Below are 19623 nucleotides of genomic sequence, written 5' to 3'. Positions count from 1 at the left end.
ATGGACCGAACTTCGCGCTTCGGCGTACTCCGGTCACATGCCCGTCCTCTTTACGGCGCGATGCAATCCGTTACTTGCTACTTGTTACTGTTCCCCGCTGATGCCGGTCGCCCGGCTCTGCATATCCTGTCCCACTGCTGGGTCGCTGCACTGGCGAGCCCGTCCCGTAGTTCTAGCACCGATTCGTCTCGCGCGGGCGACGTTTGTCGTGCGCGAGGCGCCGCGCGCCCAACTGCGAACGATCGACCGTTGAGCGCCCGCGCTCCGTACGCCAAGCCACATTGCCTGCGAGGTTCGCCGCGCAATATGCGTGCCACTGGGCGGCGCGCTGCCGCGCGGCTGGCGGTGTGCGCGCCGCTGCACCGCTGCCGGAGCCGTCGTAGAATCGTCGGCGGCCGGTGGGCAAGCCTTTGGTGCTTGCTGCGGCCCATGAACGTAAAACCAACCCTGCAAAAATGTCGATGACCTTTCGCCGCCTTTCCCCGCTTGCCGCATTGAGCGCCGCCACGTTCTGCATTGCACCGGGCGCAGTACGCGCTGCTTCCGACGCATCCCCGAACAATGCGTCGACGGCCCCGTCCGTTATGTCGCAACCCGCACCGGCCAGCGTCGCGAGCGAGTCCGCTCAGCCGCTCGGCAATGACGGCCCGGCCTACGGGCCCGAGTTGGAAGGCTTCGACTATCCCGCGCCGGTCCAGCAATACGAATTCACTTCGCAAGGCGTTGCGTTGCACATGGCGTATATGGACGTCAAACCGGCGCACGCGAACGGCCGCACAGCAGTGCTTATGCACGGCAAGAATTTTTGCGCGGCGACGTGGGCCACGACGATTCATCGTCTGAGCGACGCCGGCTATCGCGTGATCGCGCCGGACCAGATCGGCTTCTGCAAGTCGAGCAAGCCCGAGCATTACCAATACAGTTTTCAGCAACTGGCGCGCAACACGCATGCGCTGCTCGAATCGCTGGGCGTGAAGGACGCGACCTTCATTGGTCATTCGACCGGCGGCATGCTTGCAGTGCGCTACGCGCTCATGTATCCGCAACAGACGCAGCAACTGGTGCTTGCCAATCCGATCGGTCTCGAAGACTGGAAGGCGAAGGGTGTGCCGTCACTGTCGGTGGACCAGTGGTACCAGCGCGAGTTGAAGACGACCGCCGACGGCATTCGCCGCTACGAACAGTCGACCTATTACGCAGGCCAATGGCGCGCGGACTACGAGCCGTGGGTGCAGATGCTTGCGGGCATGTACCGGGGACAGGGTAAACAGATCGTCGCGTGGAATTCGGCGTTGTTGTACGACATGATCTACACGCAGCCTGTTGTCTATGAACTCGGCCAGTTGCAGATGCCAACGCTGCTGCTGATCGGCCAGAAGGACGTTTCGGCCGTTGGCAAGGACGCGGCGTCACCCGAGGTGCGCGCGAAGATCGGCCACTATCCCGAGTTGGGTAAAGCTGCGGCCAAAGCCATTCCGCATGCGACGCTGGTTGAATTCGCCGACCTGGGCCATGCACCGCAGATGCAGGACCCTCAGGCTTTTCATAAGGCGCTGCTCGACGGAATGGCGGCGTTAAAGGTGAACCGTTGAGCTGATAAAGGTTGAAGCGGACCCAACGGGTCACAATAAGAGTATGAGAAAGAAAAAGCGCGGTCGCGTATGCGCCGCCCTTTGTTCATCCAGTTGCGGTTTACTTTCCGCCGGCCAGTTCCTCACGAATTTCCGCGCCGATCTCGAACGACCGCAGCCGCGCCTTGTGATCGTAGATTTGCGCGGTGAGCATCAGTTCGTCGGCGCCGGTTTGATCGATGATCGACTTCAGCCCCTCGCGCACCGCATCGCGATCGCCGATCGCCGTGCATGCGAGTGAATGCGCAACCGAGTTCAATTCCATCTCCGAAGCCGCGAGCCGCTCCACCGGCGGCTGCAATTGCCCTGGCGTGCCGCGCCGCAAATTGATGAACTGCTGCTGAAGCGACGTGAAAAGTCGCTGCGCTTCGTCGTTGGTGTCCGCTGCGAAGAGGTTCACGCCGACCATCGCGTAGGGCTTGTCGAGCGTTTCCGATGGCCGGAACTGCGAGCGATAAACCTGCAGCGCTGTCAGCAGGTAATCCGGCGCGAAGTGCGACGCGAACGCAAAAGGCAAGCCGAGCGCTGCGGCAAGTTGCGCGCTGTAGAGCGACGACCCCAGCAGCCACAACGGCACATGCAGGCCCGCGCCGGGCACAGCGCGAATCCGTTGGCCTGAGACCGGGTCCGCGAAATAGCGCTGCAATTCGGCGACGTCGTCGGGGAAAGAGTCCGCGCTGTTTTGCAGATCGCGGCGCAGCGCGCGTGCCGTGGATTGGTCCGTGCCCGGCGCGCGGCCAAGGCCGAGATCGATCCGGCCCGGATACAACGACTCGAGCGTGCCGAACTGTTCCGCGATCACCAGCGGCGCGTGATTCGGCAGCATGACGCCGCCCGAGCCGACGCGAATCGTCTTCGTGCCGCCGGCGACATAACCGATCACGACCGAAGTCGCCGCGCTCGCAATGCCGGTCATGTTGTGATGCTCCGCGAGCCAGAAGCGGCGGTAGTTCCACCGTTCCGCATGCTGCGCGAGATCAAGGGTGTTCTTGAAGGCATCTGCAGGCGTTGCGCCCGCGATGACCGGCGAGAGGTCGAGGACCGAAAAAGGGATCATTGTCTGTTCGCTTGCTGTTTCTGGCGCTTTCACGCGATGGGACATTCTCCCAAAGCTTTGTGCTTTCTGCTGATGGCGGCGCGATGCCCACGTTCGCGAAAGGGTTTGTCTGTGCGAAGCGGACCGCGGCGACGGCGCCGCCGTTACATGCAAAGTCGATATAGATATGGACGATCGATATTTAACAAGCGCATGACGCGCTGCTACCTTGAACGCCTCCAGAGAGCACGGCATTTCGCGTGCGATGCCGCTGCCCCGCCGGGCAGCAACCATTCACGGAGGTACTCGCGTGTCCATCGAATTCATCGGCATGATCCAGACCCGGAAGGTATCGGAAACGCATGCGCCGCAAGGGCCCGCTGTCGACGTCGGGTATGTCGCGCAGTTCGCCCGCGCGCATGAGGCGGCGGGCTTCGACCGCATTCTCGTGCCGCACCATTCCACGAGCCCCGATGCGCTGCTTACCGTCGCGCATGCCGCCAGTGTGACGAGCAGGGTGCATTTCATGCTCGCCCATCGCCCGGGGTTTGTCGCGCCGACTCTCGCCGCGCGCCAACTGGCGACCCTCGACCAGTATTCGGGCGGCCGGCTCGCCGTGCACATCATTTCAGGCGGCGACGACGCGGAACAGCGCCGCGACGGCGACTTCCTCTCGCACGACGAACGCTATGCGCGCACCGACGAGTATCTGAACATCGTGCGTCGCATCTGGACCGACGCAAAGCCGTTCGATCACCACGGGCAGTACTATCGTTTCGAACAGGGCTTTTCCGAAGTGAAGCCGGTGCAGCAGCCGCACATTCCGGTGTATTTCGGCGGCGCGTCGGCTCCTGCGCTCGAAATTGCCGGACGTCATGCGGATGTCTACGCACTGTGGGGCGAATCGAAGGCGCAAGTGCGCGAGCAGGTGACGCGCGTGCGCGCCGAAGCCGCGAAGCACGGTCGCACAGTGCGCTTCTCGGTGTCATTCCGGCCGATTCTCGCCGCGACAGAGGCCGCCGCGTGGGAGCGCGCCGATCACATCCTCGCTGAAACGAGACGGCTGCGCGCGGCGCAAGGACTCGGGGTAGGCGGGCCCGCGCAAAGCGAAGGCGCGCGGCGTTTGCTCGCGGCATCCGGCGATTCGGATCGTGCCGACGAACGCCTGTGGACCGGCATCGCAAAGGAAATCGGCGGACGGTCTAATTCGACCGCCCTGGTCGGCACGCCGCAACAGGTCGCCGACACGCTCGCCGAGTACTACGCGCTGGGCGTCTCCACTTTTCTCGTGCGTGGCTTCGATCCGCTCGAAGACGCGATCGACTATGGCCGCGAGCTGATTCCCGCGACGCGCGAACGCATTGCGCGCTTGCGTAGCGCCGAGGGAGCCCAGGGCGCTGCGACTACCGAGACCTTGGCCGCATGACTGGACGCGCGATGACCGATCTTTCTCACGCACGTCCGACCGGCGAAAGCTCCGCGCTCTACGGCGAATCATCGACGTTCAGGCGCCACGCGCCGCTGCGCAAATTCTGGTTCGACGACGTGCCGCCGCGCGAAGGTGTCGCCGACGAGCGGCGTTACCGTCAGGAGCGGCTCGCGGTCGCGTTTCGGCTCTTTGCACGCTACGGCTTCGATCAGGGGCTCGCCGGCCACATCACCGCCCGCGATCCGGAATGGCCCGATCACTTCTGGGTCAATCCGCTTGGCAAGCACTTCGGTCGCATCCGCGTATCGGATCTGTTGCTTGTCAATTCGCAAGGCGAGATCGTGGTCGGCGAGGGGCCCGTGAATCAGGCCGCTTTTGCGATTCATGCGGCGATCCACGAGGCTCGTCCCGAAGTGGTCGCGGCCGCGCACACACATTCGTTGTACGGCAAGGCGTGGTCCACGCTCGGCCGCAAGCTCGATCCGCTGACGCAGGATTCGTGCGCGTTCTACCAGGACCACGCATTGTTCGACGATTTCCGCGGCGTCGTGCTCGATACCGAAGAGGGCGCGCGCATTGCTGCGGCGCTCGGCGGCAATAAAGCGGTGATTCTGAAGAATCACGGCATCCTGACGGCGGGTCCGAGCGTCGAAGCGGCGGCCTGGTGGTACATCGCGCTCGACAACGCCTGCCACGCGCAATTGCTCGCCGAAGCGGCCGGCGCGCCGCAAGCCATTCCTCACGAGATGGCGGCGCTGACGCACGAGCAGGTCGGCCGTGCGAACGGCGCTTTGTTCGCCTTTCAGAGCCTGTTCGAAGGCCTCGTGGAAGCGGAGCCCGACGTGCTGACCTGAGCGCTTTTGCGGAAATCTCGCCGTTGATCGCAGCGCCGCTGCGATGCCGCGGCTACATGGCACAAAGGCGGGCGAAGGTAAGCAACCACCGGGCGACGGGCGGGCAACCACGGTCGAGCGGCGTGCCTAACTCGCACCGCTTTGGACCCGATTCTTCAATGCGGCGCTCGCTGCAGGTGCGCGAAGCGACCAGTGCCTCCCGCGCGCCGAACTTCCACATTATTCTGTCAAGCTATCCATGACCCAGACTCTGAGGCATGACCGGCTGCGCGCGTTCGTCGGCCGGATTGCGTCGCTCGTCGACGACGAAACGCCCGAAGCCGCGCTGCTCGAAGCGGGCGCTGTTGCGCTGCGCGAACTGATTGCGCACGACGACTGGCTGCCCGATGCTTTCGCGCGGCCCGACCCCGAGCGCTACCAGCAGTATCTGTTGCATGCGGACTCGCGGCAGCGTTTTTCGATCGTCAGTTTTGTCTGGGGGCCGGGGCAATCGACGCCCGTGCACGATCATACGGTTTGGGGGTTGATCGGCGTGCTGCGTGGCGCGGAAATTGCGCAGCAGTACCGTGCCGCACCGCATGGCGAGCTGGTCGAAGACGGCGCACCGCAGCGCCTCGATACCGGTGCCGTGGCTGCGGTGTCGCCGCGCACCGGCGATATTCATCGCGTGCGCAATGCATTTGGTGACCGTACGTCGATCAGCATTCACGTGTACGGTGGAAATATTGGAGCGGTGAGCCGCTCCGTTTATCCGTGCGGCGGTGGCCGCAAAAATTTTGTGTCCGGCTACTCGAACGACGTGTTGCCGAACATCTGGAATGTGTCAAAGGAGTCTCCGATCTCATGACATTCGTAAAAGATATACGTACCCGATCTTATGCAGACGTGCGCCGCGCACTGCTCGAACGCGAGGAAATCGCGCTCGTCGATGTGCGCGAGGAAGATCCGCACGCGCGCAGTCATCCGTTGTTCGCAGCGAACCTGCCGCTGTCGCGGCTCGAACTCGATGCGCCGGTGCGCCTGCCGCGCCGCGACGTGCCCATTGTCGTGCTCGACGACGGCGAAGGGCTTGCCACTCGTGCGGCGGAGCGCCTTGCGAGCCTCGGCTACACCGACGTCGCGTTGCTCGAAGGCGGTTTGCAAGGCTGGCGCAAGGCCGGCGGTGAGCTTTTCCAGGACGTCAACGTGCCGAGCAAAGCGTTCGGCGAACTGGTGGAAAGCGTGCGCCACACGCCGTCGATGCCGGCGCAGCAAGTGCAGGCGTTGCTCGATCGCGAAGAAAACGTGGTCGTTCTCGACGCGCGCCGTTTCGACGAATATCAGACGATGAATATTCCCGGCAGCATCAGCGTGCCGGGCGCCGAACTGGTGCTGCGCGCGCGTGAACTCGCGCCGGACCCTACGACGCGGATCATCGTCAATTGCGCAGGGCGTACGCGCAGCATCATCGGCGCGCAGTCGCTCATCAACGCGGGCGTGCCGAACCCGGTCGCCGCGCTGCGCAACGGCACCATCGGCTGGACCCTCGCCGGGCAGCCGCTCGCGCATGGCAGTTCGCGCCGGCCGCATCCGGTCGTCGACGATACGCTGCGCCTCGTCGCCGCCGACGGCGCGCGGGCGGTCGCCGATCGCGCGAAAGTAGGGCGCACGTCGCGCGACGAAGCACGCCGTTGGGCCGACGAGGCGGTACGCACCGTGTACCGCTTCGATGTGCGCACGCAAGAGGAATATGAAGCGGGCCACGTACCGGGCTTTCGCCACGCGCCAGGCGGTCAGCTCGTGCAGGAAACCGAGATGTTCGCGCCGGTGCGCGGTGCGCGCGTGATCCTTGCGGACAGCGATGGCGTGCGCGCGAACATGACCGCGTCGTGGCTCGCGCAGATGAACATCGAGGTGTACGTGGTGGACGGCCTGACCGCCGCCGACTTCGCCGAAAAAGGTCAGGCGCCTGGCGCGCGCCTCGCGCCCCAGCCGCCCGCCGCCGACGAAATCGCGCCGGCGGAACTCGCCGCGCTCCTGCAGTCGCCAGGCACGGTCGTACTCGATGTCACGAGCAGCGCGAACTATGTGAAGCGTCATATTCCAGGCGCGTGGTTCGCCATTCGCAGTGACCTGGAGAGGGCGGTGCACAAGCTGCCGGACGCCCAGCGTTATGTGCTCACATGTGGCAGCAGTCTGCTCGCGCGCTTCGCGGCGCCCGAGTTGGCGGCGTTGACCGGCAAGCCGGTGCAGGTACTGACGGGCGGCACGGCGGCATGGATCGAAGCGGGTCTGCCCGTGGAGAGCGGCGAAACGCGGCTGGCGTCGCCGCGCATCGATCGATATCGGCGTCCATATGAAGGCACCGATAACGCGCGCGAGGCAATGAACGCCTATCTCGAGTGGGAGTATGGGCTCGTCGCGCAACTGGCTCGCGACGGCACGCATGGCTTTCATGTGATCTGACGTTGACGCTCATGCCCGCGGTGCGGTTGCCGTAACGCGGGCTAAACCACCAACTAGCGACGAACCAGCGACCACATTGAGAACGAACACACGCGACGCGCCTTGAGCAGCGCGTTGCGTGCGCGCCTCCTTGAAGTGCCGTTCGATCGCCGCGCCGAACCCTCTCGACCGTCCGCTGCCATTCTTCAAGCAGACGTGGGATCTTCACGACGAGCCGCGAGGTGTTCGTGCGCCTGGCGACAACACGCGCGAGGCCATTTTTTCAAACCTCGCACGCAATAAAAATTCGCATATTTGCATAGCAGAATAAGGCGTTTGTCTTATATGAGCCGGTCGCTTATCGTCGCTGGAAACTCATTCGCAGGACTTCCACATGACGCTATCCGGTTCTCTTTTCGCGACGTTCTCCGCGCTGCAACGCGCGCTTGCCGAAGCGCTCACAGCCGCTGTGCTGGCGATTCCCGCTTTGCTATTTGCAAGCGCATCGAATGCCGCCGATCTGCCCGTGCTCAAGGTCGGCGATCAATCGCTGCAAACGCGCGGCATTCTTGAGGCATCGGGCCAGTTGAAAGACCTGCCGTACAAGATCGAATGGTTCAACTTTCCGGCAGCGCAACCGCTTGGCGAAGCGTTGAATGCCGGTGCCGTGGATGTCGGCGGACTCGGAGACGCGCCGCTCGTGTTCGCGCTCGCTGCCGGCGCGCGCGTGCGGGCCGTCGCCGCGACGCGGTCCAATCCGCTTGATCTCGCCATCGTGGTGGGTCCGCAATCGCCGCTCACCGAGGTCGCGAATCTGAAGGGAAAGCGCCTTGCCACGACGCGCGGCTCCATCGGTCATTACCTCGCGCTCGCCGCACTGAAGAAGGCGAATGTGTCCGCGAGCGACGTCACGTTCGTGTTCCTCGCACCGGCCGACGCCAAGGCCGCGCTCGCTTCGGGCAGCGTCGATGCGTGGTCCGTTTGGGACCCGTACACCGCGCTTGGCGAGTCGCGCGATCACGACCGCATCATCGCGAACGGCGTAGGTCTGTCTGAAGGGCTCAGCTATCAGGTTGCCACCGAGACCGCGATTGCGGCCAAGCGGGCACAGTTAGCCGACTTTCTGCGGCGCGTGGCTACCGGGCAGCGCTGGGCGCTGACGCATCCCGATGAAGTCGCGGCGATGCAGTCGCGCGTCACCGGCTTGCCGACCGATGTATTGAAGACCGTCTATCAGCGCGGCCAGGTGCATCCGGTCGCCATAGACGATAGCGTCGTGGCCGCTCAGCAGCGCACCGCCGACACCTACGAAGCAGCCAGCGTAATTCGCGCACATCTGGATGTGCGTGCGAGTTTCGACCGCAGTTTTCCTCTACCCTGAGCGCTCGACTGCAACGAAATCCTCTGCAAATTCGGTGTAAACGCGCTCTCGTCTAAACCGTCCGATCCCGTTAGATTAACGTCACCTGAAGGCTTATCGAGGGACCAGGACGGCCATACAAGCAGCGGTTCGTCACTTCCGGCGATGGCGCAAGGTGAGCGGCCAAGGTCGTTCATCGCCGCGCTGGAACCGGACCGCTGCGCGTCGTCCGCGCACTCATCCCGGTCTTTCGCATCTTCCGTAGTCCCTTCTTTCTACGCGTCGCTTCTTGCCGCCGGCCTACCTTCCGTACCGGTCGCGCGCACTTCATTGCCGCCGCGAGTCACGCCGACGCTTTCCATGGCGTCGCCTGTTTGCTTTCTGTTGCGTCTGTTGCTGTTTGCAATAAACCTCGCTCAGACAGCGTGATCTTCCAGAAAACGCCTGACGTCCCGCGTTTTTCGCATGCGAGCACCGGCATCGCCCGGTTCTGGCGCACGGGCGTGCGCTCGCGGTTTTTGCCGCACGCGGTTATCCTGTAGCGCGTTCCAAAGGATGTCCCTTTGGTGAATCACTACACGAGCGGTGCGCACAGTCGCGCTCGCATCGATACAGGAATTCCGCTGTGAGCCTGAAATTGCCTATTGCCGCCATGCTGGCCGCGTGCATCGCGCTCACTGCTTGCGACGACCAACAGAGCGAGCGCGCCGTGCAAAAAATCAAGGAACTGTTCAACGCGGTGAAGCCCGACGCGCTGCTGCTGAAGAACATGACGCCGGGCGTCACCACCGAAGCGCAGATCCGCGAGCAGATGGGTAAGCCCGAAACCGAGCGCACCTATACGGACGGCTCGAAACGCTTCGAGTATCCACGTGGTCCGCAAGGTCTGAATACGTACATGGTCGACATCGACCGTGACGGTAAGCTTCAAGCAATCACGCAGGTTCTTACCGCTGCGAACTTCGGCAAGATCCGTATCGGCATGAGCGAGGACGAAGTGCGACGCCTGCTCGGCAAACCGGGCCAAATCGCGGTGTTCCCGCTCAAGCCGGAGACGGTGTGGAGTTGGAAGTGGCGCGAAGGCGGCGTGACGGAAGAAGGCATTTTCAACGTGCACTTCGACCAGAACAGGAAGGTGTACACGACATCGCGCTCGGACGTGGTGCGCGGGCACTAGAAGCAACGACAAGACAGACGAATGGAAGGCGGGGAATCATGATACGTCGACGTCGATACAGCCGGATCGGACTGGTGTTGGGGGGCGGCGCGGCTCGAGGCTGGGCGCATATCGGTGCGATTCGCGCGTTGCACGACGCGGGCATCAAACCCGACGTGGTGTGCGGCACATCGATCGGCGCGCTGGTCGGCGCCGTGTATGCGAACGGCGACCTCGACTGGCTCGAGGAGTGGGTGTCGCGTCTCACGTGGCAGACGGTCGTGCGACTGCTCGACTTGCGCCTCTCGGGCGGCCTGCTCGGCGGGCGCAAGGTCATCCAGCTTTTCGCCGACAAGTTCGACGGCCGCTCCATCGCGCAGCTGAACATGCCATTCGCGGCGGTCGCCACCGAACTCGATTCGGGCCGCGAGAGCTGGCTGCAGGACGGCAGCGTGGTCGACGCGGTGCGCGCATCGATTGCGATTCCCGGCATCTTCACGCCGGTTTGGCACAACGGCGTATGGCTCGTGGACGGCGGGCTCAGTAATCCGGTGCCGGTGTCGGTCGCGCGCGGCATGCGGGCGGACTGTGTGATCGCCGTCGATCTGAACAACGACATTCTCAACGGCCGCGATTTCGGCGGCGCGGTGGTGGACACCCCGGCAATCGATCCCACCGCACCGCCGCCCGTGTCGCTGCGCCGTAACGGCAAGCCATGGCCGCGCTGGCTCGCGCCCGCCGAAGAGCGCGTCACCGACGACGTTCGCGTGCCGCCCGCACCGAGCGCACGCGTGCCTTCGATGTTGAGTTCGATCGCGCAAAGCATCGACATCATGCAGGTTCGGATTACCCGAAGCCGTCTCGCCGGCGAGCCCGCGGACATTCTGATCCAGCCGCGTCTCGGCGGCATGGGCATTTTCGACTTTCACCGCGCGGCGCCGGCCATCGAGGAAGGGCGCGCGGCAGTCGAATATATGCTGCCGGCGATTCGCGCGCGGCTCGGCATCGAATAGCGGCGGCGCGCAATACGTGTTTGCGCCACGTTGAGTGCGACCCTTCGCCCTGCGCGGAGCCCGCGCCCATCTATCGAAAAAGCGACCTCAAACTTGCGAAATCGCAGCGGCCATGGTTGCCCGCGTGGGAGGGCGTATCCCCCGAGGCGCCCCCGTACCAAGCGCCGTCAGCCGTACCACGTTGTCATTGCCGGTTTGTTGCGTCGCAGCAAATGCCACGCCGGCCTTTGAGAATTTAATTTTCGCTTGCGAGACTCCGCGCCATGCAGGATGAGTCGGGGCGCTAGCCGACGACATCCCTGGGATTCAACGAACCTGGATGGAGACACGCGTGGTGCTATACGGCTTTGGTCCGGTATTACTGGCCGGCACGATCCAGACGGTCGAGCTGTCGGTCCTTTCACTCGCGGCCGCCGTGGTGCTCGGCCTCGCCGGCGCGGCGGCGAAACTTTCGTTCAACCGGCCGTTGCGCGCGCTCGCCACCGGCTACACGACGTTGATCCGCTCGGTGCCAGACCTCGTGCTGATGTTGCTGCTGTTCTATAGCATTCAGATCGCTGTCAACAATCTGACCGACGCGCTCAATCTGCCGCAGTTCGACATCGACCCGTTCGTCGCGGGCGTGCTGACGCTCGGCTTCATTTACGGCGCGTACTTCACCGAAACCTTTCGCGGCGCCTTTCTCGCGGTGCCGCGCGGGCAGCTGGAAGCGGGCAGCGCTTATGGCATGAGCGGCGCGCGCGTGTTCGCACGCATCCTGTTTCCGCAGATGATGCGTTTCGCGCTGCCGGGCATCGGCAACAACTGGCAGGTGCTCGTGAAAGCGACGGCGCTGGTGTCGATCATCGGTCTCGCCGACGTCGTGAAGGCTGCGCAGGACGCGGGCAAAAGCACGTTCAACATGTTCTTTTTCATTCTGATCGCCGCGCTGATCTATCTGGCGCTGACGACCGTCTCGAACCTCGCGCTGATCTGGCTGGAACGCCGCTATTCGATCGGCGTGCGGCACGCGGAGCTTTAAGACCATGATCGACATTCTCAATCAGTTCTGGCGTGCGTTCCTCTACTGGGACGGTCAGCGCATATCCGGCCTTGCGGTTACGTTGTGGCTGCTGGTGGCATCCGTCGGTATCGGCTTCTGTCTCGCGATTCCCCTGGCGGTGGCCCGCGTGTCGAAGAAGCGCTGGCTTTCCACGCCGGTGCGTCTTTACACTTACGTGTTTCGGGGCACGCCGCTGTACGTGCAATTGCTGCTGATCTATACCGGCATGTACAGCCTCGAATTCGTGCGTTCGCATCAACTGCTCGATGCGTTCTTTCGCAGCGGTTTTCACTGCGCGATTCTGGCGTTCGCGTTGAATACCTGCGCATACACCACGGAGATTTTTGCCGGCGCGATCCGCTCGACGTCGCACGGTGAAGTGGAAGCGGCACGCGCCTACGGTATGAGCTGGTTCACGATGTACCGGCGCATTGTGATACCGTCCGCGCTGCGCCGCGCTTTACCGTTGTACAGTAACGAAGTGATTCTGATGCTGCATGCCACGACGGTCGCGTTCACGGCCACCGTGCCGGACATCCTGAAGGTCGCGCGCGACGCGAATTCGGCCACTTATCAATCGTTCGACGCGTTCGGCCTGGCCGCGCTGATTTATCTCGTGGTGTCGTTCGCCCTCGTTGCGTTGTTCCGCCGCGCCGAGCGTCACTGGCTCGGTTACCTGGCGGTGCGCACGCATTGAGCGCGCCTTGTTTGCAGCAGGCGGTGCGATAAAAGCGCGCCGTCGACGTTCGATCCGTATATTCACAGGGAGAGCATCTTGCTCCACACCACGCAAACCGAAGCTTGCAAGCTCGCCGTGCAGGACATCCACAAGCGCTATGGCGACAACGAAGTGCTCAAGGGCGTATCGCTCAATGCGAACAAGGGCGACGTAATCAGCATCATCGGCGCGAGCGGCTCGGGCAAGAGCACCTTCCTGCGCTGCATTAATTTTCTCGAGCGGCCGAACGCCGGGCAGATCGTCGTCGACGGCGAAGCGGTCAAGACGAAAGCCGACCGCGCCGGCAATCTGGAAGTGGCCGATCACAAGCAATTGCAGCGCATTCGCACGAAGCTCGCGATGGTGTTCCAGCACTTCAACTTGTGGGCGCACATGAACGTGATCGAGAACATCGTCGAGGCGCCGATTCATGTGCTCGGTCTGCCGCGTCGCGAAGCCGAGGAGCGCGCGCGCGAATATCTCGAGAAAGTGGGCCTCGCACCGCGTCTGGAAAAACAATATCCGTCGCATCTGTCGGGCGGTCAGCAGCAGCGCGTGGCGATCGCGCGCGCACTTGCAATGAACCCCGACGTGATGCTGTTCGACGAGCCGACTTCGGCGCTCGACCCCGAACTGGTCGGCGAGGTGTTGAAAGTCATGCAGAAGCTCGCCGAAGAAGGGCGCACGATGATCGTCGTCACGCACGAAATGGGTTTTGCGCGCAACGTGTCGAACCATGTGATGTTCCTTCACCAGGGTCGTACGGAAGAAGAAGGTCTGCCCGCCGAGGTGCTGAGTTCGCCGCGCAGCGAGCGGCTCAAGCAGTTCCTCTCCGGCAGCCTCAAGTAACGCTCGCCGTCTTCTATCTGATCGATGGCTCGCACGTCCAGCCCCGCACGCACCATGCAGGTTGCAATCGTGGCATTGCCGCCTGTGTCGATGTCGGGCGTCGGGCCGATTGTCGACGCGCTCAATCTCGCCAATGAAATCGACGGCCGCGCGCTGTACCGCGTGCAGGTGTGCTCGTGGGACGGCCGCGCGGTGCCGCTGGCGGGCGGCGCGCAATGGCCGGCCGACGTGGCCTTCGGCGACGCAGTGGTATGCGACTGGCTGATCGTGGTCAGCGAACGGTTTCAGCAATTCGCCGACTACCGCCTGTTTCTCGCAAGTTTGTCGCGCGTAGGGCAACGCACGCCGCTTGTCACCGGCATTCATCACGGCGTGTGGTGGCTCGCGATGGCGGGCCAGTTGTCGGGCTATCGCGTCAGCGTGAACTGGGAAACGTATCAGCAGTTCTCCGAGCAGTTCGAGCGCTCCATCGTCACCCAGCAGATTTTCGAAATCGATCGCGATCGCGCCACTTGCGCGGGCGGTCAGGCAACCGTCGACTTCATGCTCGCGATGATCGGCCGCGAGCACGGTCCGGAGCTCGCGGATCGCATCGCGGATACGCTTGGCGTCGGCGTGTTGCGTGCGGGCGAAGAGCGTCAGCGCATACCGTTCGTGACAGCGCCCGGCGAGCGTCATCCGCGCCTGAACGATGCGTTGTTGCTGATGGAAGCGAACATCGAAGATCCGCTCACCACCGACGAAATCGCCGGTCTCGTCGGTGTTTCGCGACGCCAGCTGGAGCGCCTCTTTCGCCAGTATCTCGGCTCGATGCCGTCCAAATACTATCTTGGCCTGCGCCTTTCGAAGGCACGCACGCAATTGCAGCGCACCAGCAAGTCGGTCGTGCAGATCAGTCTCGCTTGCGGGTTTTCGTCGGCGGCGCATTTTTCGAATGCATATCGCGAACGCTTCGGCGTGACGCCGCGCGAGGACCGCCGCAACTGGATCGACAAACAGACCGGCGCAAGCGGCGCCGCAGCCAGCGAGCCGCGCGCGGGTGCGCTGATCGAGCCGCCGGATAGGGGCGACTGAAGGGCGGCAAGCGGGCGGCGAGTGTTCGCGTCGGTTGGCGATGCAACGGGTCAGCATGCGTGAGGCCCCGCATGCCGCGCGGAAGCTCATAGAAAGCGTCGCGTATGCGCAAGACGTAACGCGTGTGGTTTCCTACACTATCTGTACTACCTCTCACCTGTAACGAGGATTTGCCATGAACGACCTGACTGTGACACGCAAGACCTTCGACGAAGTCATGGTGCCGGTATTCGCACCCGCCGCCTTCGTGCCGGATCGCGGTCTCGGCTCACGCGTCTGGGATACGCAAGGCCGCGACTATATCGACTTCGCCGGCGGTATCGCCGTCACCGCGCTCGGTCATGCGCATCCCGAACTGCTGAAAGTCCTGCACGAGCAGGGTAGCAAGCTCTGGCACATCGGTAATGGCTACACCAACGAGCCGGTGCTGCGTCTCGCCAGGCGTCTCGAAGAACTGACGTTCGCCGACCGCGCTTTCTTCGCGAACTCGGGCGCGGAAGCGAATGAAGCCGCGTTGAAGCTCGCGCGCCGCGTCGCATTCGAGCGTCATGGCGCCGACAAATACGAGATCATCTCGTTCACGCAGTCGTTCCACGGCCGAACGTTCTTCACCGTCAGCGTGGGCGGTCAGCCGAAGTATTCGGAAGGCTTCGGGCCGGTGCCGCAAGGCATCGTTCATCTGCCGTACAACGACATACAGGCCGCGAAAAAGGCGATCGGCGCGAAGACCTGCGCGGTCATCGTCGAGACGATTCAGGGCGAAGGCGGTGTGATCCCCGCCGATCCGGCGTTCCTCAAAGCGCTGCGCGAAGCCTGCGACCAGCACGGCGCGCTGCTGATTTTTGATGAGGTACAAACAGGTGTCGGCCGCAGCGGCTACTTCTATGCGTATCAGGACACGGGCGTTACGCCGGACATCCTGACCACCGCGAAGGCGCTCGGCAACGGCTTTCCGATCGGCGCGATGCTGACCACGACCGAACTCGCCGCGCACTTCAAGGTCGGCGTGCATGGCACGACTTACGGCGGCAATCCGCTGGGTTCCGCCATTGCGGAAAAAGTGGTTGAGCTGGTCAGCGATCCAAAGCTGCTCGAAGGCGTGCGCACCCGCAGTGAAGTGTTAAAGGGCCATCTCGCTAAGCTCAACGAGCGCTTCGGTCTTTTCGACGAGGTGCGGGGCAAGGGCTTGTTGATCGGCGCGCAACTGACCGACGCTTACAAGGGTCGCGCGAAAGACTTCGTCACAGCGGCCGGCCAGCATGGCGTCATCATGCTGATGGCAGGACCGGACGTGCTGCGCTTCGTGCCGTCGCTGATCATGCCGCTCGACGACATGAACGAAGGCTTCGAGCGTCTCGCTAAAGCTATTGCGGACGTGGTCGGCGTGAAGGCCGAAGCTGCGTCCAGGTGAACGGCGGTTCCAGCGGTTCCAACGCTCCGCCTTCGCTCATGCGTCACATTGAACAGGAACGATGATGCTCTTCGTACGCCCCGGCCGCCTCGCCGATCTCGATGCGCTCGAACATATGGCGCGCACCGCGCAACCGGTGCTGCATTCGCTACCGCACGACCGGCGCGCGCTCGAAGCACGCGTCGCGTTGTCAGAAGACTCGTTTCGCGCGGAGGTCGATTTCCCGGGCGAGGAGTTCTATCTGTTCGTGCTCGAAGATTCGGAGAGCGGCAAGCTGATGGGCACGGCGAGCATCGTTGCCGCCGCGGGTTACTCCGATCCGTTCTATGCGTTTCGCAACGACGCGCTGATCCATGCATCCCGTGAACTGCACGTGAACCGCAAGATTCACGCGCTCACCATGTCGCACGAGCTGACCGGCAAGAGCCGGCTCGCGGGCTACTACATCGACCCGTCGCTGCGCGGCGACGCCGCCGCGCATCTCATGTCGCGCGCACGAATGATGTATATCGCGGCCAACCGCAAGCGCTTTACACCCGAGGTGTTCTCGCTGCTGCTAGGCGTCACCGACGAGAACGGCGTGTCGCCGTTCTGGGAAGCGGTAGGGCGCAAGTTTTTCGGCCGCAATTTCGCCGACATCGAAATCGAGTCCGGTGGGCGTAGTCGAACGTTCATCGCCGAAGTCATGCCGACGTACCCGATCTATGTGCCGTTGCTACCCGAAGCGGCGCAGCGCGTACTCGGCGAGCCGGATTCGAAGGCTCTGCTCGCATATGAAATACACCTTGAAGAAGGGTTCGAGACCGATCGCTTCATCGACATCTTCGACGCGGGCCCGGTGCTCACCGCGCAAGTGGATCGTAGTGCCTGCGTGACGCGCAACGAAACGCGGGTGGTGCACGAGGCGTCTGCCGGGGCGAACGGCTCGACCTATCTGATCGCCCACAACGGCGCGGACGGTCAATTCCGCTGCGTGCTCGGCGAGCTGCCCACGGCGAGGAACGAAGGCGCGCCGCTCGCCCAGCCGGCGCGTGCGGCGCTCGGCGTGCAGGACGGCGATACGGTGCGCTGCGTGCCGTTGCATCGCCCGGAAACGAATGAACAATCGGGAGACGCGCAATGATCGTCGTTCGCGTGGTGCAACGAGGCGATGTCGACGCGTTGATGCGGCTCGCGCAGGAAACCGGGCCGGGGCTCACGACCTTCAAGCCGGATCGCGACGCACTTGCGGCGCGAGTCGAACGCGCGCGCCGCACGATGGAAGACAAGGCCGAGCCGCATGAGGCCGGCTACTTCTTCGTGATGGAAGACACCGCGACCGGCGACGTGGCCGGCGTGTGCGGAATCGAAACGGCGGTCGGTCTGCAACAGCCGTTCTATAACTATCGCGTGAGCACCGTAGTACACGCGAGCCAGGACCTGGGCATCTGGACGCGCATGCGTGCGCTGAACATCTCGCACGACCTGACCGGTTATGCCGAAGTGTGCTCGCTGTTCTTGAGTCCGCGATATCGCACGAGCGGCGTGGGCGGCTTGCTGTCGCGCTCGCGCTTCATGTTTCTCGCGCAGTTCCGTGAGCGTTTTCCGCAGCGGCTATGCGCGGAATTGCGCGGGCATTTCGATGCGGAAGGCACTTCGCCGTTCTGGCGCGCGGTCGGCTCCCACTTCTATCAAATCGATTTCAACGCGGCGGACTATCTAAGCTCGCACGGCCGTAAAGCGTTCCTTGCGGAACTGATGCCGCGCTATCCGGTGTATGTCGAGTTGTTGCCGCAAGAGGCGCAGGAATGCGTCGGCCTCACGCATAACGACACGATTCCGGCGCGCCGCATGCTCGAAGCGGAAGGGCTGCGCTACGAAAACCACGTCGATATTTTCGATGCCGGTCCGGTGCTCGAATGCCACATTTCCGACTTGCGCACGGTGCGCGAAAGCGCGCTGGTGCCGGTCGAGATTGCCGATGTACCGGAGGGCGCGGCGCAGGATGCACCGCGCTCGATGGTGTCGAACACGTCGCTCGGCGATTTTCGCGTGGGCGTGGCGGCGGGCGTGCCGCAAGACGGCGTGTTCCGCATGAACGCGACAGAAGCGTCGGCGCTGGGCGTCAAAGCAGGCGACCCGGTTCGGGTGCTGGCGCTGAAACACAAACAAGGATGATCATGAGCGAGCTTTTCATCGACGGCGAATGGGCCGCCGGCACAGGACCCGCATTCGCGTCGCGCAATCCGGGCACGGGCGCGACGGTGTGGGAAGGCAATAGCGCCTCGGCAGACGACGTGGACCGCGCGGTGCGCAGCGCGCGCCGCGCGTTCGCAGCATGGTCTGCATCGAGCCTCGACGAGCGGTGCGCGGTAGTGCGCCGCTTTGCCGCGCTCGTCACCGAACGCAAAGAGGCGCTCGCCGAAGCGATTGGCCGCGAAACCGGCAAGCCTCTGTGGGAAGCGCGCACCGAAGCGGCGTCGATGGCTGCGAAAGTCGAGATTTCGATTCAGTCGTACAACGAGCGCACGGGCGAAAAGCGTTCGGCAATGGCGGACGGCACTGCAGTATTGCGGCATCGTCCGCACGGCGTAGTGGCAGTGTTCGGGCCATATAACTTTCCCGGCCACTTGCCGAACGGGCATATCGTGCCGGCGCTGATCGCGGGCAACGCGGTTGTTTTCAAACCGTCGGAACTCGCGCCGGGCGTGGCGGCGCTCACCGTGCAGACGTGGCGCGACGCGGGCCTGCCCGCCGGCGTCCTCAATCTCGTGCAGGGTGAGAAGGACACGGGCATTGCGCTCGCGAACCACCGGCAGATCGACGGTCTGTTCTTCACAGGTAGTTCGGACACCGGAACATTGTTGCACAAGCAGTTCGGTGGACGTCCGGAGATCGTGCTTGCGCTGGAAATGGGCGGCAACAATCCGCTCGTGATCGGACCGGTGGCGGACCTCGACGCCGCCGTGCATCACACCATCCAGTCGGCGTTTTTGTCAGCGGGACAGCGCTGTACCTGCGCGCGCCGTATCTTCGTGCCGAACGACGCGTTCGGCGAGCGCTTCCTGGCGCGCCTCGTCGAAGTGACGTCGCGCATCAGCGTCGGCGAATACAACGCCGAACCGCAGCCTTTCATGGGCGCGGTGATTTCGGCGCGCGCGGCTTCGCGGCTCGTCGCCGCGCAGGAGCGTTTGCTTGCCGACGGCGCGCACGCGTTGCTGAAGATGGAGCAACGCGATCCGAAACTGGGTTTCGTCACGCCGGCCATTCTCGACGTGAGCGCTGTGAAGAATCTGCCCGACGAGGAGCATTTCGGACCGCTTGCGCAGATCATCCGTTACGACAGCTTCGACGAAGCGCTCGACAAAGCCAACGACACCGAGTTTGGCCTGTCCGCAGGACTGCTCGCCGACGACGAATCGCTGTGGACGCACTTCCAGCGCACCATCCGCGCGGGCATCGTCAACTGGAACCGGCCGACTAATGGGGCTTCGTCGGGTGCGCCGTTCGGCGGACCGGGCCGTTCGGGCAATCACCGGCCAAGCGCCTATTACGCGGCCGACTACTGCGCGTACCCGATGGCTTCCGTCGAAAGCGCGCAACTGCAAATGCCCGCGAGCGTTTCGCCGGGCCTCCAATTCTAAGGA

17 protein-coding genes are annotated in these 19623 nt (G+C 63.6%); 16 read left to right on the top strand and 1 reads right to left on the bottom strand.

Annotation, left to right across the window (positions count from 1 at the left end):
* Nucleotides 1-455 precede the first annotated feature (455 nt).
* Entirely contained in the window at nucleotides 456-1592 is a 1137-nt protein-coding gene (locus OH764_RS10180) for an alpha/beta fold hydrolase (protein WP_498846695.1), read from the top strand.
* Between the two features lie 100 nt (nucleotides 1593-1692).
* Here OH764_RS10180 and OH764_RS10175 read toward each other — a convergent pair whose 3' ends face one another.
* Nucleotides 1693-2688, bottom strand: a complete 996-nt coding sequence (locus OH764_RS10175; RefSeq protein WP_498846694.1) for an LLM class flavin-dependent oxidoreductase — start codon at nucleotides 2686-2688, stop codon at nucleotides 1693-1695.
* A 289-nt stretch (nucleotides 2689-2977) separates the two neighbouring features.
* Here OH764_RS10175 and OH764_RS10170 point away from each other — a divergent pair, with 289 nt between their 5' ends.
* From OH764_RS10170 to astD, 15 genes are all read left to right on the top strand, one after another.
* A complete protein-coding gene (locus OH764_RS10170; RefSeq protein ID WP_087750346.1) occupies nucleotides 2978-4093 on the top strand; it encodes an LLM class flavin-dependent oxidoreductase in 1116 nt (371 codons plus the stop codon).
* A gap of 11 nt (nucleotides 4094-4104) precedes the next feature.
* Nucleotides 4105-4950, top strand: a complete 846-nt coding sequence (locus tag OH764_RS10165) for a class II aldolase/adducin family protein (protein WP_498846693.1) — start codon at nucleotides 4105-4107, stop codon at nucleotides 4948-4950.
* Between the two features lie 238 nt (nucleotides 4951-5188).
* Entirely contained in the window at nucleotides 5189-5797 is a 609-nt protein-coding gene (locus OH764_RS10160) for a cysteine dioxygenase family protein (protein ID WP_498846692.1), read from the top strand.
* Entirely contained in the window at nucleotides 5794-7395 is a 1602-nt protein-coding gene (locus OH764_RS10155; RefSeq protein ID WP_498846691.1) for a rhodanese-related sulfurtransferase, read from the top strand. The genes OH764_RS10160 and OH764_RS10155 overlap by 4 nt, the downstream gene beginning before the upstream one ends.
* 373 nt (nucleotides 7396-7768) lie before the next feature.
* Nucleotides 7769-8755 carry an ABC transporter substrate-binding protein gene (locus OH764_RS10150; RefSeq protein ID WP_498846690.1) on the top strand — a complete coding sequence of 329 codons (987 nt, stop codon included), beginning with the start codon at nucleotides 7769-7771 and terminating at the stop codon, nucleotides 8753-8755.
* A 604-nt stretch (nucleotides 8756-9359) separates the two neighbouring features.
* Complete coding sequence (locus OH764_RS10145) at nucleotides 9360-9911, top strand: hypothetical protein (protein WP_498846689.1); 552 nt, start codon at nucleotides 9360-9362, stop codon at nucleotides 9909-9911.
* A 38-nt stretch (nucleotides 9912-9949) separates the two neighbouring features.
* Nucleotides 9950-10903, top strand: coding sequence for a patatin-like phospholipase family protein (locus OH764_RS10140; RefSeq protein ID WP_027777331.1), 954 nt, complete (start codon nucleotides 9950-9952; stop codon nucleotides 10901-10903).
* A gap of 331 nt (nucleotides 10904-11234) precedes the next feature.
* A complete protein-coding gene (locus tag OH764_RS10135) occupies nucleotides 11235-11924 on the top strand; it encodes an ABC transporter permease (RefSeq protein ID WP_027777330.1) in 690 nt (229 codons plus the stop codon).
* 4 nt (nucleotides 11925-11928) lie between these two features.
* Nucleotides 11929-12642, top strand: a complete 714-nt coding sequence (locus OH764_RS10130; RefSeq protein WP_020071452.1) for an ABC transporter permease — start codon at nucleotides 11929-11931, stop codon at nucleotides 12640-12642.
* Between the two features lie 78 nt (nucleotides 12643-12720).
* A complete protein-coding gene (locus OH764_RS10125) occupies nucleotides 12721-13512 on the top strand; it encodes an ABC transporter ATP-binding protein (RefSeq protein WP_110405214.1) in 792 nt (263 codons plus the stop codon).
* 24 nt (nucleotides 13513-13536) lie between these two features.
* Nucleotides 13537-14586, top strand: coding sequence for a GlxA family transcriptional regulator (locus OH764_RS10120; RefSeq protein ID WP_027805165.1), 1050 nt, complete (start codon nucleotides 13537-13539; stop codon nucleotides 14584-14586).
* 175 nt (nucleotides 14587-14761) lie between these two features.
* A complete protein-coding gene (locus OH764_RS10115) occupies nucleotides 14762-15997 on the top strand; it encodes an aspartate aminotransferase family protein (protein WP_498846688.1) in 1236 nt (411 codons plus the stop codon).
* A 64-nt stretch (nucleotides 15998-16061) separates the two neighbouring features.
* Nucleotides 16062-17120 (top strand): arginine N-succinyltransferase, encoded by a 1059-nt coding sequence (gene aruF / locus OH764_RS10110; protein WP_498848800.1) that lies wholly within the window; start codon nucleotides 16062-16064, stop codon nucleotides 17118-17120.
* On the top strand, nucleotides 17117-18154 hold the full coding sequence (astA, locus tag OH764_RS10105) for an arginine N-succinyltransferase (RefSeq protein WP_498846687.1): 1038 nt from the start codon (nucleotides 17117-17119) through the stop codon (nucleotides 18152-18154). Before aruF ends, astA begins: the two co-directional genes overlap by 4 nt.
* Before the next feature lie 2 nt (nucleotides 18155-18156).
* On the top strand, nucleotides 18157-19620 hold the full coding sequence (gene astD, locus OH764_RS10100) for a succinylglutamate-semialdehyde dehydrogenase (protein WP_204521054.1): 1464 nt from the start codon (nucleotides 18157-18159) through the stop codon (nucleotides 19618-19620).
* Nucleotides 19621-19623 lie beyond the last annotated feature (3 nt).

This window comes from Burkholderia sp. M6-3, assembly GCF_050858985.1.
GTDB lineage: Bacteria > Pseudomonadota > Gammaproteobacteria > Burkholderiales > Burkholderiaceae > Paraburkholderia > Paraburkholderia caledonica.
This window is presented reverse-complemented; position numbering and strand designations above follow the sequence as displayed.